The following is a 22,682-nucleotide window of genomic DNA, read 5'->3' on the forward strand; positions in this document are numbered from 1 at the left end:
GCCTGGAGTTGCGGTGACACCGCCAGGATCGTCACCGTTTCGGCGGTCTGAACGGCCGGGTACTTGCGCGATCCGCCCCGCCCGTGTGGACTACGGCCAATGCTTCGCGCACGCGCGTGGCTGAGATTCCCCCGAGCTCACAGGAGCAGGGGGTTCCGACATCCCAAGAAATGATCAGGAGGCAACCCGTGAGCGCGACCGCGGACCACGCGGAGGAGCGGACGAACCCTGCCGCCAGGCTGGGGTTCCAGCCCGGGCAGGTGGTCCAGGAGATCGGCTACGACGACGACGTGGACCAGGAACTCCGCGAGGCCATCGAGGGCATCGTCGAGGGCGACCTGGTGGACGAGGACTACGACGACGTGGCCGACGCCGTTGTGCTGTGGTTCCGTGACGACGACGGCGACCTGACGGATGCGCTGGTCGATGCCACCACGTACATCGAAGAGGGCGGTGCGATCCTGCTCCTCACGCCGAAGACCGGCCGTTCGGGCTATGTGGAGCCGAGCGACATCTCGGAAGCCGCCACCACGGCGGGTCTGACGGCGTCCAAGAGCGTCAGCGTCGGCAAGGACTGGAGCGGCAGCCGGCTGGCGACGCCGAAAGCCGCCAAGTCGAAGCGTTAGCCGTACGGCACGTCCGCACGTCAGCCGTTCGGAGGGGCGGGCCGGCATCGTCGGCCCGCCCACCGGTCTGCGCCCGTCCCTGCGTAGGGTGGGGCCCATTCGAGAAGCCCCACGAAGGGACACCCACAACGATGGCGATCCAGGTCGGCGAGAAGGCCCCCGACTTCGAGCTCAAGGACAACCACGGCGCGAGCGTGAAGCTGTCCGACTTCCGCGGTCGGCAGAACGTGGTGCTGCTCTTCTACCCCTTCGCCTTCACCGGCGTGTGCACGGGTGAGCTGTGCGAGCTGCGGGACAACCTGCCGCAGTTCTCCGACCGCGACACCCAGCTGCTCGCCGTCTCCAACGACTCCATCCACACGCTGCGCGTCTTCGCCGAGCAGGAGGGCCTGGAGTACCCGCTGCTGTCGGACTTCTGGCCGCACGGCAACGTCTCGCGCGCCTACGGCGTCTTCGACGAGGACAAGGGCTGCGCCGTGCGCGGCACCTTCGTCATCGACAAGGAGGGCGTCGTGCGCTGGACGGTCGTCAACGGCCTGCCGGACGCGCGCGACCTGAACGACTACGTGAAGGCGCTCGACACCCTGTGACGCCGGTCGGGCGTCATGCGCTCGACACCCGCTGAATTGTCGGCTTCAGGGCCTGCGTGGGGCGGGAACCCGTCACTAGGATCGACTCGTTGATCCGACATCCGAGCACAACGGGGCATCCCGCCCCTGGACACCAATGGAGGACTCGTGGGAGTCAGCCTCAGCAAGGGCGGCAACGTATCGCTGACCAAGGAGGCCCCGGGCCTGACCGCGGTCATCGTGGGTCTGGGGTGGGACATCCGCACCACGACCGGCACCGACTTCGACCTGGACGCCAGCGCGCTGCTGCTGAACCCGTCCGGCAAGGTCGCCAGTGACGCGCACTTCATCTTCTTCAACAACCTCAAGAGCCCCGACGGCTCCGTCGAGCACACCGGTGACAACCTCACCGGTGAGGGCGAGGGAGACGACGAGCAGATCAAGATCGACCTCGCCACGGTCCCGGCCGACGTCGAGAAGATCGTCTTCCCGGTCTCCATCTACGACGCCGAGACCCGCCAGCAGTCCTTCGGCCAGGTCCGCAACGCGTTCATCCGCGTCGTGAACCAGGCCGGCGGCGCCGAGATCGCCCGCTACGACCTCAGCGAGGACGCCTCCACCGAGACCGCCATGGTCTTCGGTGAGCTCTACCGGCACGGTGCGGAGTGGAAGTTCCGCGCCATCGGCCAGGGCTACGCCTCGGGCCTGCGCGGCATCGCGCAGGACTTCGGCGTGAACGTCTGAGCCATCTGACGGGCCCTGGCGACAGGGCCCCCAGGTCTTCCTGTCCGGCGCCGCACGGTTTACGTGCGGCGCCGGACGTGCAGGACCACCTGAGAAACACCACCCGGGGAGGGACAGCATCATGGGCGTCACGCTCGCCAAAGGGGGCAACGTCTCCCTGTCCAAGGCCGCACCGAACCTCACTCAGGTGATGATCGGGCTCGGCTGGGACGCGCGCTCCACCACCGGAGCCCCGTTCGACCTCGACGCCAGCGCGCTGGTGTGCAGCAGCGGCCGCGTGCTCGGGGACGAGTGGTTCGTGTTCTACAACCAGCTCAAGAGTCCGGACGGTTCCGTGGAGCACACCGGTGACAACCTCACCGGTGAGGGCGACGGCGACGACGAGTCGCTCCTGATCGACCTCTCCAAGGTGCCGCCCCAGTGCGACAAGATCGTGTTTCCCGTCTCCATCCACATGGCCGACGAGCGGAACCAGACCTTCGGCCAGGTCAGCAATGCCTTCATCCGCGTGGTGAACCAGGCGGACGGCCAGGAACTCGCCCGTTACGACCTCAGCGAGGACGCCTCCACCGAGACCGCGATGATCTTCGGCGAGGTCTATCGCTACCAGGGCGAATGGAAGTTCAGGGCCGTCGGGCAGGGGTACGCGTCGGGACTGCGGGGCATCGCACTGGACTTCGGGGTCAACGTCACGTAACGCGATATGAGCAAAACCCGGGGCCCCGTGGGGTGCGAAGGGTGGCCGACTAGACTTCGGCTTCAAAAGTTCGTAAAGCCGGGTACGGCACGGGAGAGACCCGTACACACACGATTGGGTAGCCAGTGCTTCTGAAAACCTTCGGGTGGTCGTTCGCGGTCACCGCGCTCGGCCTGGTCGCAGCGGTCTTCTATGGAGGGTGGGCCGCCCTCGGGCTCGTAGCGATCCTGTCCGTCCTCGAGATCTCGCTGTCCTTCGACAACGCGGTGGTCAACGCCGGAATCCTGAAGAAGATGAGTGCCTTCTGGCAGAAAATCTTCCTCACGATCGGCATCCTGATCGCCGTGTTCGGCATGCGGCTGGTCTTCCCCGTCGTGATCGTCGCCCTCAGCGCACAGCTCGGGCCGATCGAGGCCGTCGACCTCGCGCTCACCGACAAGGACCAGTACCAGCAGCTCGTGACGGACGCCCACCCGGCGATCGCCGCGTTCGGCGGTATGTTCCTGCTGATGATCTTCCTCGACTTCATCTTCGAGGACCGGGACATCAAGTGGCTCGGGTGGCTGGAGCGCCCGCTTGCCAAGCTCGGCAAGGTCGACATGCTGTCGGTCTGCATCGCGCTGATCATCCTGCTGATCTCGGCGATCACCTTCGCGACCCACGCCCACCAGCACGGCGGCACGCACGTCGACAAGGCGGAGACGGTTCTGCTCGCCGGTATCGGCGGCCTGATCACCTACATGATCGTCGGTGGTCTCTCCGGCTACTTCGAGGACAAGCTCGAAGAGGAGGAGGAGCGCGAACACGAGCAGGAGGAAGAGGCCGTCCGCTCCGGCAAGCCGCGCTCCGCGGTCGTCGTTGCCGGTAAAGCCGCGTTCTTCATGTTCCTCTACCTGGAGGTCCTGGACGCGTCCTTCTCCTTCGACGGTGTCATCGGCGCCTTCGCCATCACCAACGACATCGTCCTGATGGCCCTCGGCCTCGGCATCGGCGCCATGTACGTCCGGTCGCTCACGGTCTACCTGGTCCGCGAGGGCACCCTCGACGACTACGTCTACCTGGAGCACGGCGCGCACTACGCGATCGGCGCGCTCGCCATGATCCTGCTCGTCACCATCCGGTACGAGATCAACGAGTTCATCACCGGCTCGGTCGGCGTCATCCTGATCGCCTGGTCCTTCTGGTCCTCCGTCCGCCGCAACAAGGCACTGGCGGCGGCCGAGGGGAATGCCGGCTCGGACGAGAAGACTGAGGTCTCGTCCGGGGTGTGACACCCCTCCGGGTGAGGAACGCTCTGTGCGGGGCGGCCACCGAGGTGACTCCTCGGGGCCGCCCCGTCGGTCGTCAAGGGCCGCGGGTACGTCGAGGACCCGTGGTCACCAAGGGAACGTGGGGGCGGAATGGGCCTGTTCGACGGACTCCGGCGCGGGCGCGATGTGCAGTTCGACTCGGGTCACGCGGCAACCAACGCGATCGAACTGACCAAGCGGCGCGCGCAGATATCACTCACCAAGCAGGGCGCGGCCACCGGCCATCTCCGGGTCAACCTGAGCTGGCGGATGCGCACCTCCGACATCGGCGGCCCGCAGCGCGAGAGCCTGCTGCGGCACCCCTTCAGGGCCCTCAAACCGCCCGAGGTCATCGGCCACAGCCAGAGCGTGGTCAACGTCGACCTCGACCTGGGCTGTCTGTACGAACTCCAGGACGGCAGCAAGGGCGTCGTCCAGCCCCTCGGCGGCTACTTCGGCGACGTCAACGCCGCGCCGTACGTCAAGCTCAGCGGTGACGACCGCTTCGGCTCCGCGTCCGGCGAGACGATGTACATCAACCTCGACCACCGCGACAGCATCAAGCGGCTCCTGGTCTTCGTCTACATCTACGACGCGACACCCGCCTTCGACCGCGCCCACGCCATCGTCACCCTCTACCCGAGCAACGGCCCCCGCATCGAGATCCACCTCGACGAACGCCAGCCACAGGCCCGCTCCTGCGCCGTCGTCATGATCGAAAAGATCAAGGACGAGATCATCGTGCGCCGCGAGGCGAAGTTCGTCTACGGGTTCCAGGCCGAGCTGGACCGGTTGTACGGCTGGGGGCTGCAGTGGGGCCGGGGCTACAAGACGAAGGTCGAGCGCTAGGCAGGACCTCTCAAGGACTGGTCCGGCCTAGCGTCCGATGAACTGCGGGCCCTGCGGGGGCAGGCGGAAGTCCGGGTCGAGGGCCGCGGCCGCGACCGGCTCCGGGTAGCCGTAGCCGGACTGCGCCCCCGTGACGCCCGCGGTCGCCGGTGCCTGCGGGTAGCCGTAGGCGGGCTGACCGGCGGGCTGCGGGTAGCCGTACGCCGGCTGGGTCGCCGGGGGCTGCTGGGGCGGGTAGCCGTACGCGGGCTGCGGGGGCACCACGGTCGGCTGCTCCGGCGGCAGCGGCCGGGACACCTCGGGGGCGGGCGGGGCCGTGGTCGCGGGCTGCTGGGTCGTGGCCGGGGGCTGCTGGGTCGTGGCGGAGGTCGTGGACTGGGCCGGGTCGGCGGTCGCCGGCTGTCCGTCCGTCTCCTCCATCGCCTCCGACTCGTCCACGGAGATGCCGTAGTCGGTCGCGAGCCCCTGAAGCCCGTTCGAATAGCCCTCGCCCAGCGCCCGGAACTTCCAGCCCTCCCCGCGCCGGTACAGCTCACCGCAGATCAGCGCGGTCTCCTGGCCCGTCTCCGGCTTGACGTCGAAGTACGCCAGAGCCTCCGCGCCGGTGCCCGCCGCGTCGTACAGCAGAATGCGCAGTGCCCGTACGCGGTCGAACGTGACGCCGTCCGCCGAAGCGACCAGCAGAATCCGGCTGACTCCCGACTCGACACCGGCGAGATCTGTCTGGATCGTGTCGGTCAGGCCCTCGGTGACCCGCTTCTTGCCGAGCCGCCACACCTTCCCGGAAGGGTGCCGGGGCTGGTTGTAGAACACGAAGTCCTCGTCGGAGCGCACATGACCGTCGGGGCCGAGGAGCAGCGCGGAGGCGTCGACGTCCGGAACCCCCTGCCCGGGTGTCCAGCGCAGCACGGCGCGCACCGTGGTGACTTCCAGCGGGACGTTCGACCCCTTCAGCATCGCGTGCGTCATGCGGTCATCCTGCCTCCTCGGTCCTGCTCACGACAACGCGGGGCCCAGGTGCCCCGAGCGGCGCCGACGGCCCTCGCGGACTACCGTCGTCATGACCGGGCCCGGCTGTGCTTGCCCGCGTTACCTGAAATTCATGCCCGACGGGAACCTGTGCCATGGACTTCTACGTACTATTACCGGCCAGCTTTCGACGATTCGCAGGTCGCACCACCACCACGGGGGAGTTCAATGCGTCATTTCGGGCACATCGCCCCTGAGGTGCGGAAGCGTCTCTTCTACCGCGAGCCGTGTACGTTCACCGCGGATTCGCCGGCCTGGCTGCTCTCGGCCGCCCTGGGCGCCACGCTCTACAGCCCGGCCACCCGGGAACGCCTCGCCGACGACATCCTCAAGCAGGCCGGTCGCGGCGTGGTCTCCATGGTCCTGTGCCTGGAGGACTCGATCGACGACGCGGAGGTCGGCCCGGGCGAGGAGAACGTCGTCCGCCAGCTCACGGCCCTTGCCGACCGCCCGGGCGCGGACCTGCCGCTGCTCTTCATCCGGGTCCGCGCACCCGAGCAGATACCGGACCTGGTGCGACGCCTCGGGCCCGCCGTCCGGCTGCTGTCCGGATTCGTGCTGCCGAAGTTCACCGAGGAACGCGGCATCCCCTTCCTGGAGGCGCTGGCGACCGCCGAGGCCGAAGGCGGCCGTCGCCTTTTCGCCATGCCGGTGCTGGAGTCACCGGAGCTGCTCTACCGCGAGTCGCGCGTGGCGACCCTGGAGGGCATCTTCCGGGCGGTCGACAAGTACCGCGACCGCGTCCTCGCCCTGCGCCTCGGCGTGACGGACTTCTGCTCCTCGTACGGGCTGCGCAGGGGCCCCGACATGACGGCCTACGACGTGCAGATCGTCGCCTCCGTGATCGCCGACGTGGTGAACATGCTGGGCCGCGCCGACGGGACCGGCTTCACCGTGACCGGGCCGGTGTGGGAGTACTTCCGGGTCCAGGAGCGCATGTTCAAGCCGCAGCTGCGGCAGAGCCCCTTCCTTGAGGTGCAGGCCGCGGAACTGCGCGAGAAGCTGATTGAGCACGCCATGGACGGCCTGCTCAGGGAGATCTCCCTGGACCAGGCCAACGGACTGCTGGGCAAGACCTGCATCCACCCCTCGCACGTGCTGCCCGTGCACGCCCTGTCGGTCGTCAGCCACGAGGAGTTCTCGGACGCCCAGGACATCCTGCGCCCGGAGCGCGGCGGCGGGGGTGTGCTGAGATCGGCGTACACGAACAAGATGAACGAGGTGAAGCCGCATCGGGCCTGGGCCGAGCGGACCCTGCTGCGCGCCGAGGTTTTCGGCGTGGCGAACGAGGACATCGGCTTCGTGGAGCTGCTGGCGGCCGGCCTGCTCGACTGAACGCACGGCATCCGAGGAACGCAGGCTCGCCGGGGAGACCGGCGACATCGACGCAGGGAATTCATGGAGAAGGCAGTGAACGTGGGGGTGCGCGACCAGATGCGCGACGGCGACGGCGACGGTGTCTGGTCGGGCAGCTGGGTCGCCGAGCGGCTCGGCGTCGAGCTCGTCGGCGACGACCGGCTGACCGGCCTGCTCGGGCTGGCACTGCGCCGCAACCCCAAGCGGGCCCACCTGCTGGTGTCGAACGTACTCGGCAAGCACGTCCCGCAGTCGCCGTCCGTGGTCTACGGCTACGGCTTCGAACTGGGCCGCCGGGTGCGTGAACTGCTGGGCACCGACGAGGCCCGCCGCGCGGTCGTCCTCGGCTACGCGGAGACCGCGACGGGACTCGGCCACTCCGTCGCCGACGGACTGGGCGCAGCCCCCTACCTGCACTCCACCCGCCGCCCCGTCGCCGGCCTCACCCCGGCCGGCGGCTTCGAGGAGTCCCACTCGCACGCGACCTCGCACCTGCTCCTGCCGGAGGACCCCGCGCTGCTCGCCGGCGACGGGCCGCTGGTCCTGGTCGACGACGAGTTCTCCACGGGGAACACGGTGCTGAACACCGTCCGGGATCTTCATGAGCGGTATCCGCGGCGGCGGTACGTCGTGGTGGCGCTGGTGGACATGCGGTCGGCGGCCGACGCGGATCGCCTCGCGGAATTCGCCGGGGAGATCGGCGCGCGGGTGGATCTCGTGGCAGCGGCTTCGGGGACCGTGCGGCTGCCCGAGGGGGTGCTGGAGAAGGGGCAGGAGTTGGTGGCGCGGTACGAGTCGGAGAGTGCCGCGTCAGGTGATCGGTCGTCTGCGGCAGCGTCGTGGGCGGGGGGGGGGGGGGGGGGGGGCCCCCCCCCCCCCCCCCCCCCCCCCCCCCCCCCCCCCCCCCCCCCCGCCCCCCCCCGCCCCCCCCCCCCCCCGGCCCGCACCCGGACGGCAACGGCACCGACCCCCACGTCACCCGCGTGGACCTGCACTGGCCCACCGACCTGCCGGACGGCGGCCGGCACGGGTTCACCCCCGCGCATCGCGAGCGCCTGGAGGACGCCCTCCCGGCGATGGCCCGCCGCCTGGCGGACGCCCTGCCCGCCGATGCCCGCCGCGTGCTCGTCCTCGGCTTCGAGGAGCTGATGTACGCCCCGCTGCGGCTGGCTGAAGGCCTGGAGCGGGCGACGGACGCCGAGGTGCGCTACTCCACCACCACGCGCTCGCCCGTCCTGGCCGTCGACGACCCCGGCTACGCGATACGCACCCGCCTGCGCTTCCCCGCCCACGACGACCCCGCCGACGGCCCGGGCGAGCGGTACGCCTACAACGTCGCCGGTGCCGGCTACGACGCCGTGATAGCCGTCGTCGACTCGGCCGCGGACACGCCCCCGCTGCACGCGCCCGACGGCCTGCTGGCCCAGCTCGCCGCGCACACCCCCGAGGTCCTCCTCGCCGTCGTACCGTCGCACGCCCCCGAAAGGCCCTCCATGCTGCCCGAGCCCCTCCGCGGCCCCGCCTTCTCCTCGTACGCGCCCGAGGAGGTCGGCTGGCTGCTCCAGGACCTCTCGGACGTGACGCTGGAGGCGCCGACCGAGGAGCGCGAGGAGGCGATCCAGAGCGGCGGCGCGCACTACGCCGAGTCGCTGCCCGTGGAGTACCAGCCGACCGAGCAGTACCAGGAGCTGTTCCACGCCGCGCTGGGGGACTCGGCGGCCCGTATCGCCCAGGCGGTCGGCGTGGTGACCGAGACCGTCCTGGCCGAGCGGTCACCCCGCCCGGTCCTGGTCTCGCTCGCCCGCGCGGGCACTCCGATCGGCATCCTCATGCGCCGCTGGGCCCAGCACCGGCACGGCCTCGACCTGCCGCACTACGCCGTGTCGATCGTCCGCGGCCGCGGCATCGACGCCAACGCGCTGCGCTGGCTGGCCCGGCACCACGACCCCCGGGACGTCGTCTTCGTCGACGGCTGGACCGGCAAGGGCGCCATCACCCGCGAACTCGCCCAGGCCCTGGAGGAGTTCGAGAAGTCCGACGGCGTCACCGGCTTCGACCCCGAGATCGCGGTCCTGGCCGACCCGGGCTCCTGCGTACGGACGTACGGCACCCGCGAGGACTTCCTCATCCCCTCCGCCTGCCTCAACTCGACCGTGTCCGGCCTGATCTCGCGGACCGTCCTGCGCGCGGACCTGGTCGGACCGCACGACTTCCACGGCGCGAAGTTCTACCGCGAACTCGCCGGCACCGACGTCTCGGTGGCCTTCCTGGACGCCGTCTCCGCCCGCTTCCCGGAGGTCGCGGACGCCGCCTGCGCCCAGGCCAAGGAACTGCTCGCCGCCGACCGCTCGCCCACCTGGGAGGGCTGGGCCGCCGTCGAGCGCATCAGCGAGGAGTACGGCATCCACGACGTGAACCTCGTCAAGCCCGGCGTCGGCGAGACCACCCGCGTGATGCTGCGCCGCGTGCCCTGGAAGGTCCTGGCACGCGCCGGGGCGGGCAGCGACCTCGACCACGTACGCCTGCTGGCCGAGCAACGCGGCGTGCCCGTGGAGGAGGTGGCCGACCTGCCCTACACCTGCGTCGGGCTCATCCACCCCAAGTACACCCGGGGCGCGACCGGCGCCGACGGCAAGGCGGTGACGGTCTGATGCCCGCACTCGTCGCGAGCGACCTCGATCGCACCCTGATCTACTCCGCCGCGGCTCTGGCGCTGACCATGCCGGACGCCCGGGCGCCCCGGCTGCTGTGCGTGGAGGTGCACGAGAGCAGACCGCTGTCGTACATGACGGAGACGGCGGCGCAGCTCCTCACGGACCTGGGCGACGCGGCCGTGTTCGTGCCGACGACGACCCGTACGCGCAAGCAGTACCTGCGCATCAACCTGCCGGGCCCCGCGCCCACCTACGCGATCTGCGCGAACGGCGGCCACATCCTGGTGGACGGCGTGTCCGACCCCGACTGGCACGCAACCGTGACCGCGCGGCTGGCCGAACAGTGCGCGCCGCTGGGCGAGGTGCAGGAACACCTGCTGAGGGCCGCCGACCCGGTCTGGGTGCGCAAGCACCGCGTCGCGGACGACCTCTTCGCCTATCTCGTCGTCGAGCGTGAACTGCTCGACGAGGAGTGGGTGAAGGAACTGGCGGTCTGGGCGGAGAACCGCGGCTGGACCGTGTCCCTCCAGGGCCGCAAGATCTACGCCGTGCCCAAGCCGCTCACGAAGAGCGCGGCGATGCGCGAGGTCGCCCGGAGGGCCGGGGCGGACCTCACTCTGGCCGCCGGTGACTCCCTGCTCGACGCCGACCTGCTTCTCGCGGCCGACCAGGGCTGGCGCCCGGGGCATGGGGAGCTGGCCGACAGCGACTGGACGGCTCCGGCGATCAGGGCGCTTCCCGAGCGGGGCGTGCTTGCGGGGGAGCGGATCCTGCGGGAGTTTCTGGGCGCAGTGCGGGGCGCCTGAGAGCTCGGGTGTCCTGGTCGTCGTGCGGGTGCGGCGTCGCGGTGGCTTGTCGCGCAGTTCCCCGCGCCCCTTTGGGGCGTCGTAGCAGCCGTACCCCGATGAACGCCGCCGCCGCCACGGCAGACACCGCCAGGACCACCTTCGAGTAGGTGGAGACCATGTCCGTCACCTGGTGCCAGTTCGCGCCGAGCAGGTAGCCCGCGAGGACGAACGCCGTGTTCCAGATCGCGCTGCCCAGCGTGGTCAGCCCCAGGAACAGCGGCAGGCGCATGCGTTCGACACCCGCCGGGACGGATATCAGGCTGCGGAAGATCGGGATCATGCGGCCGAAGAACACGGCCTTGGTGCCGTGCCGCAGGAACCAGGCCTCCGTCCGTTCGATGTCGGAGACCTTCACCAACGGCAGCCGGGCCGCCATCGCCACCGTCCGGTCACGGCCGAGCAGCGCGCCGATGCCGTACAACGCGAGGGCGCCGATCACCGAGCCGGCCGTCGTCCACAGCAGGACCGCGAGCAGGCCCATCCGCCCGCTGGACGCGGCGAATCCGGCGAGCGGCAGGATCACCTCGCTGGGCAGCGGCGGGAACAGGTTCTCCAGGGCGATGGCGAGACCGGCGCCCGGCGCGCCCAGCGCGTCCATCAGGTCGTTGACCCACTGCGGCCCGGCGTCCGCTGCGATGGCTGTCATGCCGCCACGCTAGGGAACCGAAGCTGAAGGACTCCTGAGGAAGGCTGAGGAGGGCTGCGGAGAAGCGTCAGCCGCAGCAGCCGCCTCCGCAGCAGCCGCCACCGCCGCCGCCCGAGCGGGGTGCCGGTGCCGGCGCGGAGGCCGAGCCGCCGACCGCGACCGTGGAGAGGAGCTTCACCGTGTCGTCATGACCCGAGGGGCAGGCCGCGGCGGCGGAGGACTCGGCCATGGGACGGCTGAGTTCGAAGGTGTCGCCGCAGGTCCGGCAGCGGTACTCGTAGCGAGGCATGGGGACAGACTAATCCGCGTCGGCGGAAATACCGCCCTTCGGGATTCCTTTTGATCACTCTTGCCGTACCGGTGTGGAGGACATGTAAAGGCCGCTGATAGCTTTCGATCGCCACGAGGAGCCGCAAAGCGGGGGACACAGGGTTCGTTGCCGTCGACCACGGCAGCCATGCCCTTCCGCGCGCGCACCACCGTGAGGGGGAGGGAGACAAGCCGTGCACAAGGCTGGGCGGGAACCGGACGAGACCATGCAGTTGAAGGTCCCCGCTTCCATGAACGCGGACGAGACCGTGCTCTTACGCACCGTCGAAGTGGCCGCCACCGACAACGCGAACCCGTCCTCCGCCACGGCCCCGGACGGCAGCGCACCCGGCACGTCGCGCCACCGGCGCAGAGCCCCCCGGCCTTCCCTCCTGTCCCGGATCCCGGCCGCAGGCCCCGGGCTGAACCGACTCGTCACCCGCGTCGGGTCCCACGCCCACCGCCTCCGCCCCCGCTACCCGCACGCCGACCGCACCGGCTGGCGCCGCTGGGTGCCTTCCTGGCGGCAGTGGCTCGGCGTCGCGCTGACGTTCACCGGCCTGACCGTCGCCCTCCTGGGCTCCGCCTACGCCGCCACCGACATCCCGCAGAACCTCAACTCGTACGCCACCCAGCAGGACAACGTCTACTTCTGGTCCGACGGGACGCCCATGGCCCGCACCGGCTGGGTGCGGCGGCAGGACATGCCGCTGAAGGACATACCCGAGGACGTCCGGGGCGCGGTGCTGGCGGCGGAGAACGCGAGCTTCTACAGCGACCCCGGCATATCCCTCAGCGGCCTCACCCGCGCCCTGTGGCGCACCGTCGGCCAGGGGGACACCCAGGGCGGCTCCACCATCACCCAGCAGTACGTCAAGAACGTCTACCTCAACCAGGACCGCTCGGTGGGCCGCAAGTTCACCGAGGCGATGCTCGCCCTCAAGCTCGACAACGAGATGAGCAAGGACGACATCCTCGAGGGCTACCTCAACACGAGCTGGTTCGGTCGCGGCACCTACGGCATCCAGCGCGCCGCCCAGGCCTACTATGGCAAGGACGTCGGCGAACTCGACGCCGGCGAGGCCGCGTTCCTCGCCTCCCTCCTCAAGGGCGCGGGGCTCTACGACCCGGGCCTGAGCAAGGCCAACCACGCCCGGGCGGTGGAGCGCTGGTCCTGGATCCTCGACCGCATGGTCGACACCGGCGCGCTGTCGAAGTCCGAGCGGGCCCGCTACAAGGAGTTCCCCGAGCCGCTGAAGCGGACGCCCGGGTACGACACCGGCAAGCAGAGCGACTATCTCGTCGAACTGGCCGCCCAGTACGCCAGGAAGGCGGCGCACCTCTCGGCCAGGGAGTTCGACCTCGGCGGCTACCAGATCTACACGACCTTCGACCGCAAGCAGGAGACCGCGCTCACCGACGCCGTCGACAAGGCCCGCAAGCAGGCGCGGAAGGACGACGCGGCCAAGGCGAAGTCCCTGCACTTCGGCGCCGCCTCGGTGGCCACCGACGGGCGCATCCTCGCCCTCCACGGCGGCCCCGACCACCGCGAACAGGGCTACAACGAGTCGAACGCCACCACCGTCCCCGCCGGTTCGGCCTTCCTGCCGTTCGTCTACGCCGCCGCCCTGGAGAACGGAGTGCACAAGACCCGTGAGGGCCCCGCGACCGAGGTGACCCCGCAGACGCTGTACGACGGGGACGACGGCATCGCCGTCACGACACCCGAGGGTCCCTACTGGGACCGCGGCGGCAAGAAGGTCACCTCCCACAACGACGACAGGAAGTCGTACGGGCGGATCAGCCTGAGCCGGGCGCTCGCCCTGTCGGTGAACACGCCGTTCATGCAGCTCGGCATGGACACCGGCCTGGACACGGTGCGGGACACCGCCCAGCGGGCAGGCCTGCTCTCCTCCAGCTTCGGCCCGCAGGTGCCCGCGATGTCCCTGGGCAGTGCCACGCCCAGCGCGATCCGCATGGCGAGCGGCTACGCCACGTTCGCAGCCGCCGGCAAGCACGTCGAGCCGTACTCGGTGGCCCGGATCACCCGCAACGGCTCCGAGGTCGCGCTGTCGAAGCCCGCGTCCCGCCGTGCGGTGAAGGCGAGCGTGGCCGAGGCGGTCCAGTCCGCCCTCACCGACGCCTTCCGCACCGCCCACCCGCAGGCGGCCGCCACCGCCACGGTGGCCGGGAAGGCCGGCACCACGCAGAACGACACCGCCGCCTGGTACGTCGGCACGGCCGACTCCGTGTCGACCGCCGTGGTGGCCTACCGCATCGACCTCGCCAAGAGCCTCGAACCCCTGCCGTTGAAGGGGATCGCGGGCTCCCCCGACGACAGCGTCCCGTACCGCATCTTCTCCGGTGCCCGCGGCATCGGCTGAGCCCGCGCCCGGCACCGCCCCGTACCCCCACCCCCCATCGCAGAATGAGCCGCGCATGACACAGCCCTCCGGCCGCCGCCGACGACCCCGCGCCCCCCGCCGCACCGCGCCTCCGGGGATGCTGACCCTGGCGGCCGTCCTCGTCGTCGCGTCCCTGGTCGCGGGCTATCTGGTCCTGACCCGCTCGGACACCACCACCCCCACCGCCTCCTCCGGGGCCCGCGAGGAGCCGCCCTCCGCGAAGCCGGACCCGGAACCCGAGTGGGACGGCAGGACGAAGGTCCTCGGGGACGGCTCCACCTCCTACACGGGTCCTCCGAAAGGCCAGTTGAAGCCGGTGCCGCTCAAACCGGGCGAGAAGCCGCCCCAGTTCGTCGTCTTCTCCTGGGACGGCGCGCTGCAGGGCGACGACGGGCTCTTCGCGCACTACCGGGAGCTGGCCGAGGAGTACGACGCCCACATGACCTTCTTCCTCACGGGCATCTACCTCCTGCCCAAGAGCAAGAAGGACCTCTACGCCCCGCCCCAGCACTCCAAGGGCTCGGCGGCGATCAGCTTCCCCACCGACGAGCACATCCGCACCACGCTGGAGGAGCTCGGCAAGGCCTGGCAGGGCGGGAACGAGATCGGCACCCACTTCAACGGCCACTTCTGCGGCAAGAAGGGCGGCGGCGACTGGAGCGTCGCGGAGTGGAAGAGCGAGATCGACCAGTTCTACGACTTCGCCGAGAAGTGGAAGACCAACACCGGCTTCCGGGACGTCGACCCGCTGCCGTTCGACTTCAGGAAGGAGGTCACCGGTGGCCGGGCGCCCTGCCTCGAGGGCCAGAAGAACCTGCTGAAGGCCGCCAAGGACTACAAGTGGCGCTACGACGCCAGCTCCGCGGGCGACTTCCAGATATGGCCCCGCAAGAAGAACGGCATATGGGATTTCCCGCTGCAGATGCTCCCTTACGAGGGTGGCAAGTACCAGGGCCTGTCGATGGACTTCAACTTCCTCTACAACCAGTCCGAGGGGGAGATCGAGGGTGACCCGGCGAACTATCCCCAGTGGGAAGAGGAAACCGTCGCCTCCTACATGTCCGGCTTCAACCGCGTGTACTACGGCAGCCGCGCCCCGCTGTTCATCGGGAACCACTTCGAGGACTGGAACGGCGGCATCTACATGCGGGCCGTCGACCGGGTCGTCAAGGCCATGTGCACGAAGAAGGACGTCAAGTGCGTGTCCTTCAGGGAACTGGCCGACTGGCTCGACGTACAGAAGCCCGCAACGCTGCAGCGGCTCCGCGGCCTGGACCCGGCGCAGTCGCCCGACTGGTCGACGGTCGTGAAGTGACCGGGCTCGAAAGCAACAGACGCAACAAGAGGGGAAACACCAGTGAGATCAAGGAAATTGAGCGGGACGCGGCGGCGCGTCACGATAGTCGGCGCCGCGGCGACCTCGGTCGTCGCCGGAGTCGCCCTGCTGCCCAACTGGAGCGCGGGCGCGGCGGTCAGCGACGATCCGACGGTGGACGCGCGGACCAGGGCCACCTTCCAGCGGCTGGCGGACGCCGTCTTCACCGACCGCACCCACGCCCTGGTCGACGGTGGGCAGGCCGACGCGGACAAGCCGCTGACCGACGGCTTCTCCGGTGACGTCGCACTGTCCTCCGGCACGGCCCGCACCGAGGACGCCACCCGGTCCGCGCTGGGGCAGCGCAAGGAGAAGCTGGCGAAGGCCGGCGAGACGTACCGCGACGCCAGCACCACCGTCACCCTGAACGCCACACGGGTGACGGGCCGTACGGCCAAGGCGGAGGTCACCGAGACCACGACCCTGACCTACGCCCGGACCCGGGGCGACGCGCCGAAGACCACCGGATTCCAGGCCCGGCACGAGCTGACCTTCAAGGCCGACCGGCAGGGCGACTGGCGGCTGACGGGCATCCGCGACACCGACCAGGGCGGTCTCGCGGTGAACACGCTCTCCAAGCCGGCCCCCGTCAAGGCGGCCACCACCGCCGACACCATGCCGAACGCCCCGCGCGCGGCGACCACCCGCAACCCGGCCGCCGCCCCGAAGACCGGCACGACGTACGACTACAAGGCCATGGCGGCCTACGCCGAGAAGCACTGGAACGCCTACAACAAGGACTACCCGGACTTCAGCGGCCGCGGCGCCGGCGGCGACTGCACCAACTTCGTCAGCCAGTCCCTGAAGGCGGGCGGCTGGAAGCACGCCCCCGGCTACGTGTACGACTACACCAGGTGGTTCGGCAACGCCGACATCCAGTCGCACTCGTTCATCGGCGTCAACGAGTGGTCCTGGTTCGCCCAGAACTCCCAGCGGACCAAGCCGCTCGCCAACGTCTTCCAGCTCGAGGTCGGTGACGTCCTCCAGATCGACTTCGACAGGGACGGGTCCAAGGACCACACCATGATCGTCACGTACAGGAGCGGCGGTGTGCCGTACGTGACCTACCACTCGAACAACACCCTCCGCAGGTCGGTGGCGAGCCTCGTCGCGTCGTATCCGAACGCGTACTACTACGCCTACCGCACCTGAGTCCGGACGGGGGCCGGGCTCAGTGTCCGGCCCCTCGCTCCTCGCGGATCTCGGACACCACGCGGGACACGGCCCGGCGTACCGCTTCGGTTTCCGTGAGGAAGTGCCAGTAGTCCGGGTGGCGGCCGTCGAGGGTGGCGATGGCGCGTTCCAGGCGGGAGACCGCGTCGTCCAGCGGGCGGGCGTGGCGCGGGTCGGGGGTGTTGCGGCCGGCCATGGCCAGGCGCTGGGCGTCGCGGATGGCGAAACGGGTGCGGTCGATCTCCTGCTGGGGGTCCTTCTGCACGGCGTTCAGACGGTGCAGGCGGTCGCCGGCGGCCGAGACGGCCTCGTCGGTGGTGTTCAGCAGGGCTCGTACGGTCGACAGCAGGGCCGTGGCGTCGGCCCAGCGCTGTTCGTCGCGGGCGGACTGGGCCTCGGCCAGTTTCGTCTCCGCCTGGCGCACGTTCTCCGCGGCGACGTCGGGGACGCGTTGCAGGTCCTGCCAGCAGGCCACGGTGAAGCGGCGGCGCAGTTCGCTCAGGATCGGGTCGACCTGCTCGGAGCGGGTGGTGAGGGCCTGGGCGCGGGTGCGCAGGGAGACCAGCCGGTGATCGATCTCTGCGGCGCGCTCCGGCAGCCGCTCGGCCTCCACACGGACCGCTTCGGCCCCGCGCGTGACCCGCTCGGCCCGCTCCAGGGTCTGCGGTACGCCGTGCTGCCCGGCGCCCTGGTTCAGCTTGGTGAGCTCGGGAGACAGGGCGGCGAGACGGGCGGCGAGGTCGTCGGCCTCCAGCCCTGTCGCCCGTACGGAGTCGAGGGCGTTGGAGGCGGCGAGCAGGGCCTGCCGGGCGCGCTCGACCGCCGGGGCCAGGCGGGCCAGCTGGGTCTCGGCCTTGCCGAGCAGCGGGCCGAGGCCCTCGGTGAACCGGTCCAGCTCCTGCTTGACCCGGCCGAGCTCCTCCTTGGCGGCGGTCAGCTCGGTGCGGGCGCGGGCGGCGGCCGAGGCCTCCAGGTCGTCGCGGTCGAGGTCGTGGGCGTCGACGGCGTTGATGTACTGGCGGCTGGCCTCGTCGATGCGCCGGCCGAGCGCGTCGAAGTCGGCGACGGCGCGCCGGGCGGCGGGGGAGGCGTCGACGGCGGTGATCGTCTCGATGGAGATGCGCAGGTCGCGCTGCGCGGTGTCGAGCTCGTAGAAGGCGGCCGCGGCGGCGTCCTTCGCGGCCTGTGCCTCGGCTCGCTGGCTCTCGGCCCGGCCGCCGAACCAGCGCCGGGTGCCTCCGCCGGCGAAGGCGGCGGGCAGCGCCAGCGCGGCCAGCAGGGGCAGTCCCATCAGGTTGAGCGCGTCACGGACCGGGCCCGGGGCGCGGGGGAGGCGGCGGCGCGGGCGGTGTGCGCGCGACAGCGACGGCGAGTACGGCTGCGCTGGAGTCGCCGTCACATCCCTCTCCCGTGCTGTCGTTCACCCTGCCCGGTGTCATTCTCCCACCGGTTAAGGACGAACACACGGGCCGGTTAGTTCGCCGTGCGGACCGTCACTTTGCCGTCGCCGGTGTGGGCGGACACCACATGGGAGCTGCTCTCGTCGCGGGGGACGGACACATCCACGCCGCCGTCACGGGTCTCGGTGGTCACGCGGTAGGCGGCCTCGGGCAGCGCGATGGTCACGGAACCGTCTCCGCTGCGGGACTCCACGCGGTCCGGTACGGCGCCGAGCTCCAGGCGGACCGAGCCGTCGCCGGTGCGGGTGCGCACGTCACGGGAGGAGACGTCCGCCCGGATGGATCCGTCGCCGGTGCGCATCCGAAGGGGGCCGGTGGTGTCGGTGACGCGGACGGAGCCGTCACCCGTGCGGATGTTCAGGGGGCCGGTGGTGTCGGTGACGCGGACCGAGCCGTCGCCGGTGCGGATGTCCAGGGGGTCCCGGAAGCCGTGGGCGCGCACGCTGCCGTCGTCGTCCTTGACCTTCACGGTGACGCCCCGCGGTACCTCGATGCGGTGCTTGGCCGAGCAGTCGACGACGAAGCCGGAGCACTTCAGCCGCAGCACCAGCCGGTCGTCCCGCATGGACCAGGTGGCCCTGGGCTCCTTGCCGACGACGACCGAGCCCTGGAACCACCGGGTGACCTCGATCTTGCCCGCCGGGTTCTTGTCGGCGGCGACGATCTCGAGGGCCGAGTCGTCGGAGTCGACGGTGAGCGTGCGGCTCTGGAGGTCGAAGGACCGGCGGTCGGGGTCGGTGTCGTCCCCCGCGGACGCGCCGCCGCAGGCGCTGAGACCGGCGACGAGCACCACGACGGCACCGGCGACGGCGACCGCGCGGGCCGAGACAGTGCGGGTGGCGCCGGCGGTGCCGGCGGTGCGAGTGGTGCGGGCCATGACGATCTCCCCCTGGACGGACGACGAGCGCTTTCGAGCGCTCTACGACCGTATGGATCCAGGGCCCGCCGGGGGATCCGGCCCGCTCCCGGAACGACGGTAGGGATAACCCCCGGGCCGCCTCACGGATCTGGTTTGCGGGACCGCGCCCCGGGCAATGTAGGCTGTCGACTCGTCCTGGGCGCGCTGCCCGGGAGTCGGGTGCGTAGCTCAGGGGTAGAGCGCCTGCCTTACAAGCAGGATGTCGGCGGTTCGAAACCGTCCGCGCCCACCGGTACCGAGCAGCAGGTCAGAGGCCCTCCAGGGATCACCTTGGAGGGCAGGTCAGCAGGATTCCTCGAACTTCACCGCGGTGAGCGTCACAGGCTGGCCGTCCAGCTTTGCACCGGCGGCGGGCTCCTGGCCGCACACCTTCCAGTTCGACTCCATGAGGACCATGCGGTCCTGGCCGGAGGCATCGTTGACGGTGATGCTCGTCGACGCGTCGAGGCTCTGGCGGGCGACCTTGACGGCCTTGCCCTTGAAGTCGGGCATCGTGCCGCCGGCCGCCTCGGGGGCGGCACCCTTGTCCTTGGCCGGGCAGTCCTCTTCGAGCTTGACCGTGGCGAAGTCGACCTTGGTGTCGGTGGAGTGCTCGCCGGCCTTCGGTGTCTGGGAGCACACCTTCCAGTTCCGGTCGAACGCCTGCATGCGTCCGCGGCCGAGGGCGTCGTGCGAGGTGAGGCTGTAGAAGCCTGCCTCTTGGGCCTGGTCCTGCGCGGACTGGAGACCCTTGCCGGTCATGTCGGGCAGCGAGGCGGTCTCGGCCTTCGTGGTGTCGTTGCTGGTGTCGGCCTTGTCATTGCCGCCCTGGCTGGGCTTGGAGCTGTTGCCCTGGCTGGGCTTGGAGTCGTTGGCGCTGCTCGTGTCGGTGCCCTCGCAGGCGGTGAGTGTGAGCAGGGCGGCCGCGATGAGTGCGGCTGTGGTGGTGCGCTTGACCATGTGTCCCCCATGTGTGATGCAGGTGCTGAGGGAGCATCATGCGTCTTGTGCAGGTCATGTGGATGCGGAGTGATGTTCCTGTGACACGAATGGGTGTGTTGCGTCCGTTTCCAGGCGTGCGGATCTGCGGCCCACGGTGAGGATCGTCAGAAGCGCCCCGGGTTCACTTCGGCCCGGGGCGCTTCTTCGGATGTGTACTACAGCCGCTACGGGGCTCCGTCCGTCTCCTCCGGCGGAGCCTCGTGCGCGTGCTTCAGTTCCGAGCGGGCCGCCACCCGCTCGGGGCCGGAGAGTTCGGACCAGTAGCGGTGGGTGCTGATGAACACCGCGAGCTCGTGTTCACGCCGCCGGAGCTTCTCCACTTCGGCCTGTTCGTCGGCTGTCCAGCCGGGGGAGGCGGGGCGCTCCACCTTGCGCCAGCCGTTGTCGTCGCTGAAGCCGTCCAGGGGTTCGACCGACCAGGGGAGGCGCTTCAGCAGGGCCGACAGTTCGGCCCGGACCTGATGGAGTTCCTCCTGACCGGCGAGGAGGTCACTCGGAAAGTCATAGGTCGTTGCCACGGCCCAATGATACGCCTGTTCGAATTAGCGAAGCGAGTTTCTCCCCGTGGTTCGTGCGGCGTGCCGCTACGGATGTGTCCCGGCGGACAGCTCGCCCACCACCCGGGCCGTCACCGGAGCCGGTACGCCGTGCCGCTCGGCCGCGCGGAGCAACGCGCCGCCGATGGCGTCCAGTTCGAGCGGCCGGCCCGCTTCGGCGTCGCGTTGCATCGAGGACTTCATCGACGGCGGGAAGGCGTCGTAGCGGGCGAGGGCCTGCGCCGGGTCCGCGGGGCCGCCGCTCGCCCGGCTGATCGCGGCCGTCTCCTCGACCAGCGCGGTCAGTTCGTCGCGGTGACGGGTGCGGACGTCTCCGAGAGGGACGCCGTAGCGGGTGGTCAGCAGGGCCATGGGGGCCAGGAACGACATCTTCGCCCACAGGGCCGCCGTCTCGTCGTCCTGGACCCGGGTGACCGGGCCGGCGGCGGTGAGGGTCTCGGCGAGGGCGTCGAGGCGGGCCCGGGGTACCTCCGCGCCGGTCAGGTCGATCTCCGCGAAGGGGCTGCCGTGTTCGATGACGCCCGGGGCGACGCGGGTCGACTCGACGCGGATGACGGCGGGGGCGACGCGGTCGGGGCGGTAGCGGGCGCGCAGGGTCGCCGGGTGTTCGACGCCGTTCAGGAACGGCACGAGGAGTCCGTCGGCCAGCGCGGGCGCGGGGACGCGCGCCAGGGCGGCGTCGAGGGCGGTGTGTTTGACGGCCACCAGGCACGCGTCGACAGGTTCGCGCAGCTGCGTGTCCGCCTCGACCCGGGTCGCGAAGTCGCCGAAGTGCGCGCTGCGGACCCGGATGCCGTCCGTGCGCAGCGTACGGGCCGTCTCCTCGCCGGACAGGCAGATCACCCGGTGGCCGGCGCGGGAGAGCAGGGCGGCGAGCAGACCGCCCACGCCGCCGGGGCCCAGGACGGCCACGGTGAGTTCGTTGCCCATGTCGGGTTCCTCTCGTCGGTCGGCCCCACGGTGGTGGCCGCCTCGAGAAGATCTTGGCAGGTGTCGCTGTCGTACGGGGGCCGAAAGCGTGAGACTGGGGGCATGTGCCGGAGTATCAAGACCCTGCGTCCGCCCGCCCTGCCCGAAGAGGCCACGGAAGCGGACATTCGGGCTGCCGCGTTGCAGTACGTGCGGAAGGTGTCGGGTTTCCGCGCCCCCGCCGCTCACAACCAGGAGGTGTTCGACCGCGCCGTGGAGGCCGTCGCGCAGGCCACGGCCGAGCTGCTGGACGGGCTGGAGATCCGCGGCGCCGGGGCCCAGCGGACACCCTCCAGCGCCGCCTGACGACCAGGCCCGGCCGGCCCCTCCGAACGCCCTGTCCTGCCCCTACGACACCCGCGACACCCGCGGCTCCCTGCGCATCAGGTACGCCGCCCCCGCCCCGGCCCCGAACAGCGCCGCCACCGACACCGCCGTCCCCAGCCAGCTCGCGCCCAGCCAGTGGGCGCCGAAGTAACCGAGGGCGACGCTGTACACGGCCCAGGTGAGACCCGCCAGGGCCGACCAGGGGAGGAAGTCGCGGGCGCGGCGGTGGGCGGCCCCCGCGCCGAGGGAGACGACCGAGCGGCCGGCGGGCGCGAAGCGGGCGAGGACGACGAGGGCGCCGCCACCCCGTGCGAGGGCCGTGCCGAGACGTTCCTGCGCGGTGGTCAGGCGCCGGGAGCGGGAGATCGCCCGGTCCAGCCGATCGCCGCCGCGCCAGGCGAGGCGGTACGCGGCGAGGTCGCCGAGTACGGAGGCGGTGGCCGCGCAGAGGGTCAGTACCAGGATGTCGGGCACGTCGGCCGCCGTACCCGCGGCCGCCGCCGTCGCCGCGGTGATCACCAGGATGCCGCTGGGCAGCACCGGCAGGAACACGTCGAGCAGGACGGACAGGGTCACCACCGCGTAGATCCATGGGCTGCCGAACAGCGACCCCACATGCTCCAGCACCGCAACTCCCCGTGGTCCCCCGTGGGCCAGACCGTGCCGCGATGGCGCGGCGGAGCGGCAGGAGTGGCCGATGACAGCCATACAGCGTACGCCCGGGGTGTGACGGGCCGTTCACGGGGGGTTCAGCACGGAAACTCCCCGCATACACCGAAGCGGGGGCGCCCCCCCCCCGGGGGGGGGGGGGCCCGCGGGGGGGGGGCGGGGGGGGGGGGGGCGGGGCGCGCGGGCGGGCCCCCCCCCCCGCGGGGGGGGGGGGGGGCCGGCCGGCGGCCC

21 protein-coding genes, 1 tRNA gene and 1 pseudogene are annotated in these 22,682 nt (G+C 70.8%); 14 read left to right on the top strand and 9 right to left on the bottom strand.

Translation table 11 applies throughout. The features are described 5' to 3' along the window. Nucleotides 1–188: 188 nt before the first annotated feature. The 6 genes from ACZ3I3_RS11470 to ACZ3I3_RS11495 all read left to right on the top strand — a co-directional run bounded on the left by ACZ3I3_RS11470 (nucleotide 189) and on the right by ACZ3I3_RS11495 (nucleotide 4,774). Nucleotides 189–626 carry a DUF3052 domain-containing protein gene (locus ACZ3I3_RS11470; protein WP_010048512.1) on the top strand — a complete coding sequence of 146 codons (438 nt, stop codon included), beginning with the start codon at nucleotides 189–191 and terminating at the stop codon, nucleotides 624–626. Between the two features lie 131 nt (nucleotides 627–757). Beyond that, on the top strand, nucleotides 758–1,216 hold the full coding sequence (locus tag ACZ3I3_RS11475; protein WP_466346203.1) for a peroxiredoxin: 459 nt from the start codon (nucleotides 758–760) through the stop codon (nucleotides 1,214–1,216). Nucleotides 1,217–1,363: 147 nt separating this feature from the next. Continuing rightward, the gene (locus ACZ3I3_RS11480; RefSeq protein ID WP_467364262.1) at nucleotides 1,364–1,939 is read left to right on the top strand and encodes a calcium homeostasis/redox stress adaptation protein; all 576 of its coding nucleotides are present in this window, start codon (nucleotides 1,364–1,366) and stop codon (nucleotides 1,937–1,939) included. A gap of 121 nt (nucleotides 1,940–2,060) precedes the next feature. After that, nucleotides 2,061–2,636: a TerD family protein gene (locus ACZ3I3_RS11485; RefSeq protein WP_467364263.1), complete on the top strand. Its 576-nt coding sequence runs from the start codon at nucleotides 2,061–2,063 to the stop codon at nucleotides 2,634–2,636. Between the two features lie 125 nt (nucleotides 2,637–2,761). Then, nucleotides 2,762–3,907: a DUF475 domain-containing protein gene (locus ACZ3I3_RS11490; protein WP_467364264.1), complete on the top strand. Its 1,146-nt coding sequence runs from the start codon at nucleotides 2,762–2,764 to the stop codon at nucleotides 3,905–3,907. A 129-nt stretch (nucleotides 3,908–4,036) separates the two neighbouring features. Next, on the top strand, nucleotides 4,037–4,774 hold the full coding sequence (locus ACZ3I3_RS11495) for a TerD family protein (RefSeq protein WP_467364265.1): 738 nt from the start codon (nucleotides 4,037–4,039) through the stop codon (nucleotides 4,772–4,774). A 27-nt stretch (nucleotides 4,775–4,801) separates the two neighbouring features. Here the strand turns inward: ACZ3I3_RS11495 and ACZ3I3_RS11500 are convergent, their stop codons facing one another. Then, nucleotides 4,802–5,743, bottom strand: coding sequence for a TerD family protein (locus tag ACZ3I3_RS11500; protein WP_467364266.1), 942 nt, complete (start codon nucleotides 5,741–5,743; stop codon nucleotides 4,802–4,804). Nucleotides 5,744–5,971: 228 nt separating this feature from the next. On the opposite strand from ACZ3I3_RS11500, the gene ACZ3I3_RS11505 reads away from it, so the two are divergent. From ACZ3I3_RS11505 to ACZ3I3_RS11515, 3 genes and pseudogenes are all read left to right on the top strand, one after another. Beyond that, a complete protein-coding gene (locus ACZ3I3_RS11505) occupies nucleotides 5,972–7,138 on the top strand; it encodes an HpcH/HpaI aldolase/citrate lyase family protein (protein WP_467364267.1) in 1,167 nt (388 codons plus the stop codon). A gap of 63 nt (nucleotides 7,139–7,201) precedes the next feature. Beyond that, nucleotides 7,202–9,810: pseudogene (locus ACZ3I3_RS11510) on the top strand (phosphoribosyltransferase). Beyond that, a complete protein-coding gene (locus ACZ3I3_RS11515) occupies nucleotides 9,810–10,619 on the top strand; it encodes an HAD family hydrolase (RefSeq protein ID WP_467364268.1) in 810 nt (269 codons plus the stop codon). The pseudogene ACZ3I3_RS11510 and the gene ACZ3I3_RS11515 overlap by 1 nt, the downstream one beginning before the upstream one ends. Here ACZ3I3_RS11515 and ACZ3I3_RS11520 read toward each other — a convergent pair. Continuing rightward, nucleotides 10,540–11,307 (bottom strand): DedA family protein, encoded by a 768-nt coding sequence (locus ACZ3I3_RS11520; RefSeq protein WP_467364269.1) that lies wholly within the window; start codon nucleotides 11,305–11,307, stop codon nucleotides 10,540–10,542. The two genes, ACZ3I3_RS11515 and ACZ3I3_RS11520, sit on opposite strands and share 80 nt — an antisense overlap. A gap of 67 nt (nucleotides 11,308–11,374) precedes the next feature. Next, complete coding sequence (locus ACZ3I3_RS11525) at nucleotides 11,375–11,596, bottom strand: FmdB family zinc ribbon protein (protein ID WP_467364270.1); 222 nt, start codon at nucleotides 11,594–11,596, stop codon at nucleotides 11,375–11,377. 247 nt (nucleotides 11,597–11,843) lie between these two features. On the opposite strand from ACZ3I3_RS11525, the gene ACZ3I3_RS11530 reads away from it, so the two are divergent. The 3 genes from ACZ3I3_RS11530 to ACZ3I3_RS11540 are packed head-to-tail and all read left to right on the top strand — an operon-like array spanning nucleotide 11,844 to nucleotide 16,548. Then, nucleotides 11,844–14,000 carry a transglycosylase domain-containing protein gene (locus ACZ3I3_RS11530; protein ID WP_467364292.1) on the top strand — a complete coding sequence of 719 codons (2,157 nt, stop codon included), beginning with the start codon at nucleotides 11,844–11,846 and terminating at the stop codon, nucleotides 13,998–14,000. Between the two features lie 55 nt (nucleotides 14,001–14,055). Then, a complete protein-coding gene (locus ACZ3I3_RS11535; protein WP_467364271.1) occupies nucleotides 14,056–15,336 on the top strand; it encodes a polysaccharide deacetylase family protein in 1,281 nt (426 codons plus the stop codon). A 57-nt stretch (nucleotides 15,337–15,393) separates the two neighbouring features. Then, nucleotides 15,394–16,548, top strand: a complete 1,155-nt coding sequence (locus tag ACZ3I3_RS11540) for an amidase domain-containing protein (RefSeq protein WP_467364272.1) — start codon at nucleotides 15,394–15,396, stop codon at nucleotides 16,546–16,548. Nucleotides 16,549–16,567: 19 nt separating this feature from the next. Here ACZ3I3_RS11540 and ACZ3I3_RS11545 read toward each other — a convergent pair whose 3' ends face one another. Continuing rightward, nucleotides 16,568–17,968: a hypothetical protein gene (locus ACZ3I3_RS11545; RefSeq protein ID WP_467364273.1), complete on the bottom strand. Its 1,401-nt coding sequence runs from the start codon at nucleotides 17,966–17,968 to the stop codon at nucleotides 16,568–16,570. 74 nt (nucleotides 17,969–18,042) lie between these two features. Further along, nucleotides 18,043–18,906, bottom strand: a complete 864-nt coding sequence (locus tag ACZ3I3_RS11550; protein ID WP_467364274.1) for a DUF4097 family beta strand repeat-containing protein — start codon at nucleotides 18,904–18,906, stop codon at nucleotides 18,043–18,045. Nucleotides 18,907–19,105: 199 nt separating this feature from the next. Between ACZ3I3_RS11550 and ACZ3I3_RS11555 the strand changes: the two genes are divergently transcribed. After that, nucleotides 19,106–19,177: transfer RNA gene (locus tag ACZ3I3_RS11555), tRNA-Val, on the top strand. A gap of 53 nt (nucleotides 19,178–19,230) precedes the next feature. Here ACZ3I3_RS11555 and ACZ3I3_RS11560 read toward each other — a convergent pair. The 3 genes from ACZ3I3_RS11560 to ACZ3I3_RS11570 form a co-directional block, all read right to left on the bottom strand. Then, a complete protein-coding gene (locus tag ACZ3I3_RS11560) occupies nucleotides 19,231–19,887 on the bottom strand; it encodes a hypothetical protein (RefSeq protein ID WP_467364275.1) in 657 nt (218 codons plus the stop codon). A 206-nt stretch (nucleotides 19,888–20,093) separates the two neighbouring features. Then, a complete protein-coding gene (locus ACZ3I3_RS11565; protein WP_436730317.1) occupies nucleotides 20,094–20,447 on the bottom strand; it encodes a hypothetical protein in 354 nt (117 codons plus the stop codon). 66 nt (nucleotides 20,448–20,513) lie between these two features. Further along, nucleotides 20,514–21,416 (bottom strand): ketopantoate reductase family protein, encoded by a 903-nt coding sequence (locus tag ACZ3I3_RS11570; RefSeq protein ID WP_467364276.1) that lies wholly within the window; start codon nucleotides 21,414–21,416, stop codon nucleotides 20,514–20,516. A gap of 102 nt (nucleotides 21,417–21,518) precedes the next feature. On the opposite strand from ACZ3I3_RS11570, the gene ACZ3I3_RS11575 reads away from it, so the two are divergent. Continuing rightward, complete coding sequence (locus tag ACZ3I3_RS11575) at nucleotides 21,519–21,761, top strand: DUF2277 domain-containing protein (protein ID WP_356924204.1); 243 nt, start codon at nucleotides 21,519–21,521, stop codon at nucleotides 21,759–21,761. A gap of 42 nt (nucleotides 21,762–21,803) precedes the next feature. Here ACZ3I3_RS11575 and ACZ3I3_RS11580 read toward each other — a convergent pair whose 3' ends face one another. Further along, complete coding sequence (locus ACZ3I3_RS11580) at nucleotides 21,804–22,409, bottom strand: DedA family protein (protein WP_467364277.1); 606 nt, start codon at nucleotides 22,407–22,409, stop codon at nucleotides 21,804–21,806. Between the last annotated feature and the right edge of the window lie 273 nt (nucleotides 22,410–22,682).

The organism is Streptomyces sp. NPDC016851 (assembly GCF_055562795.1).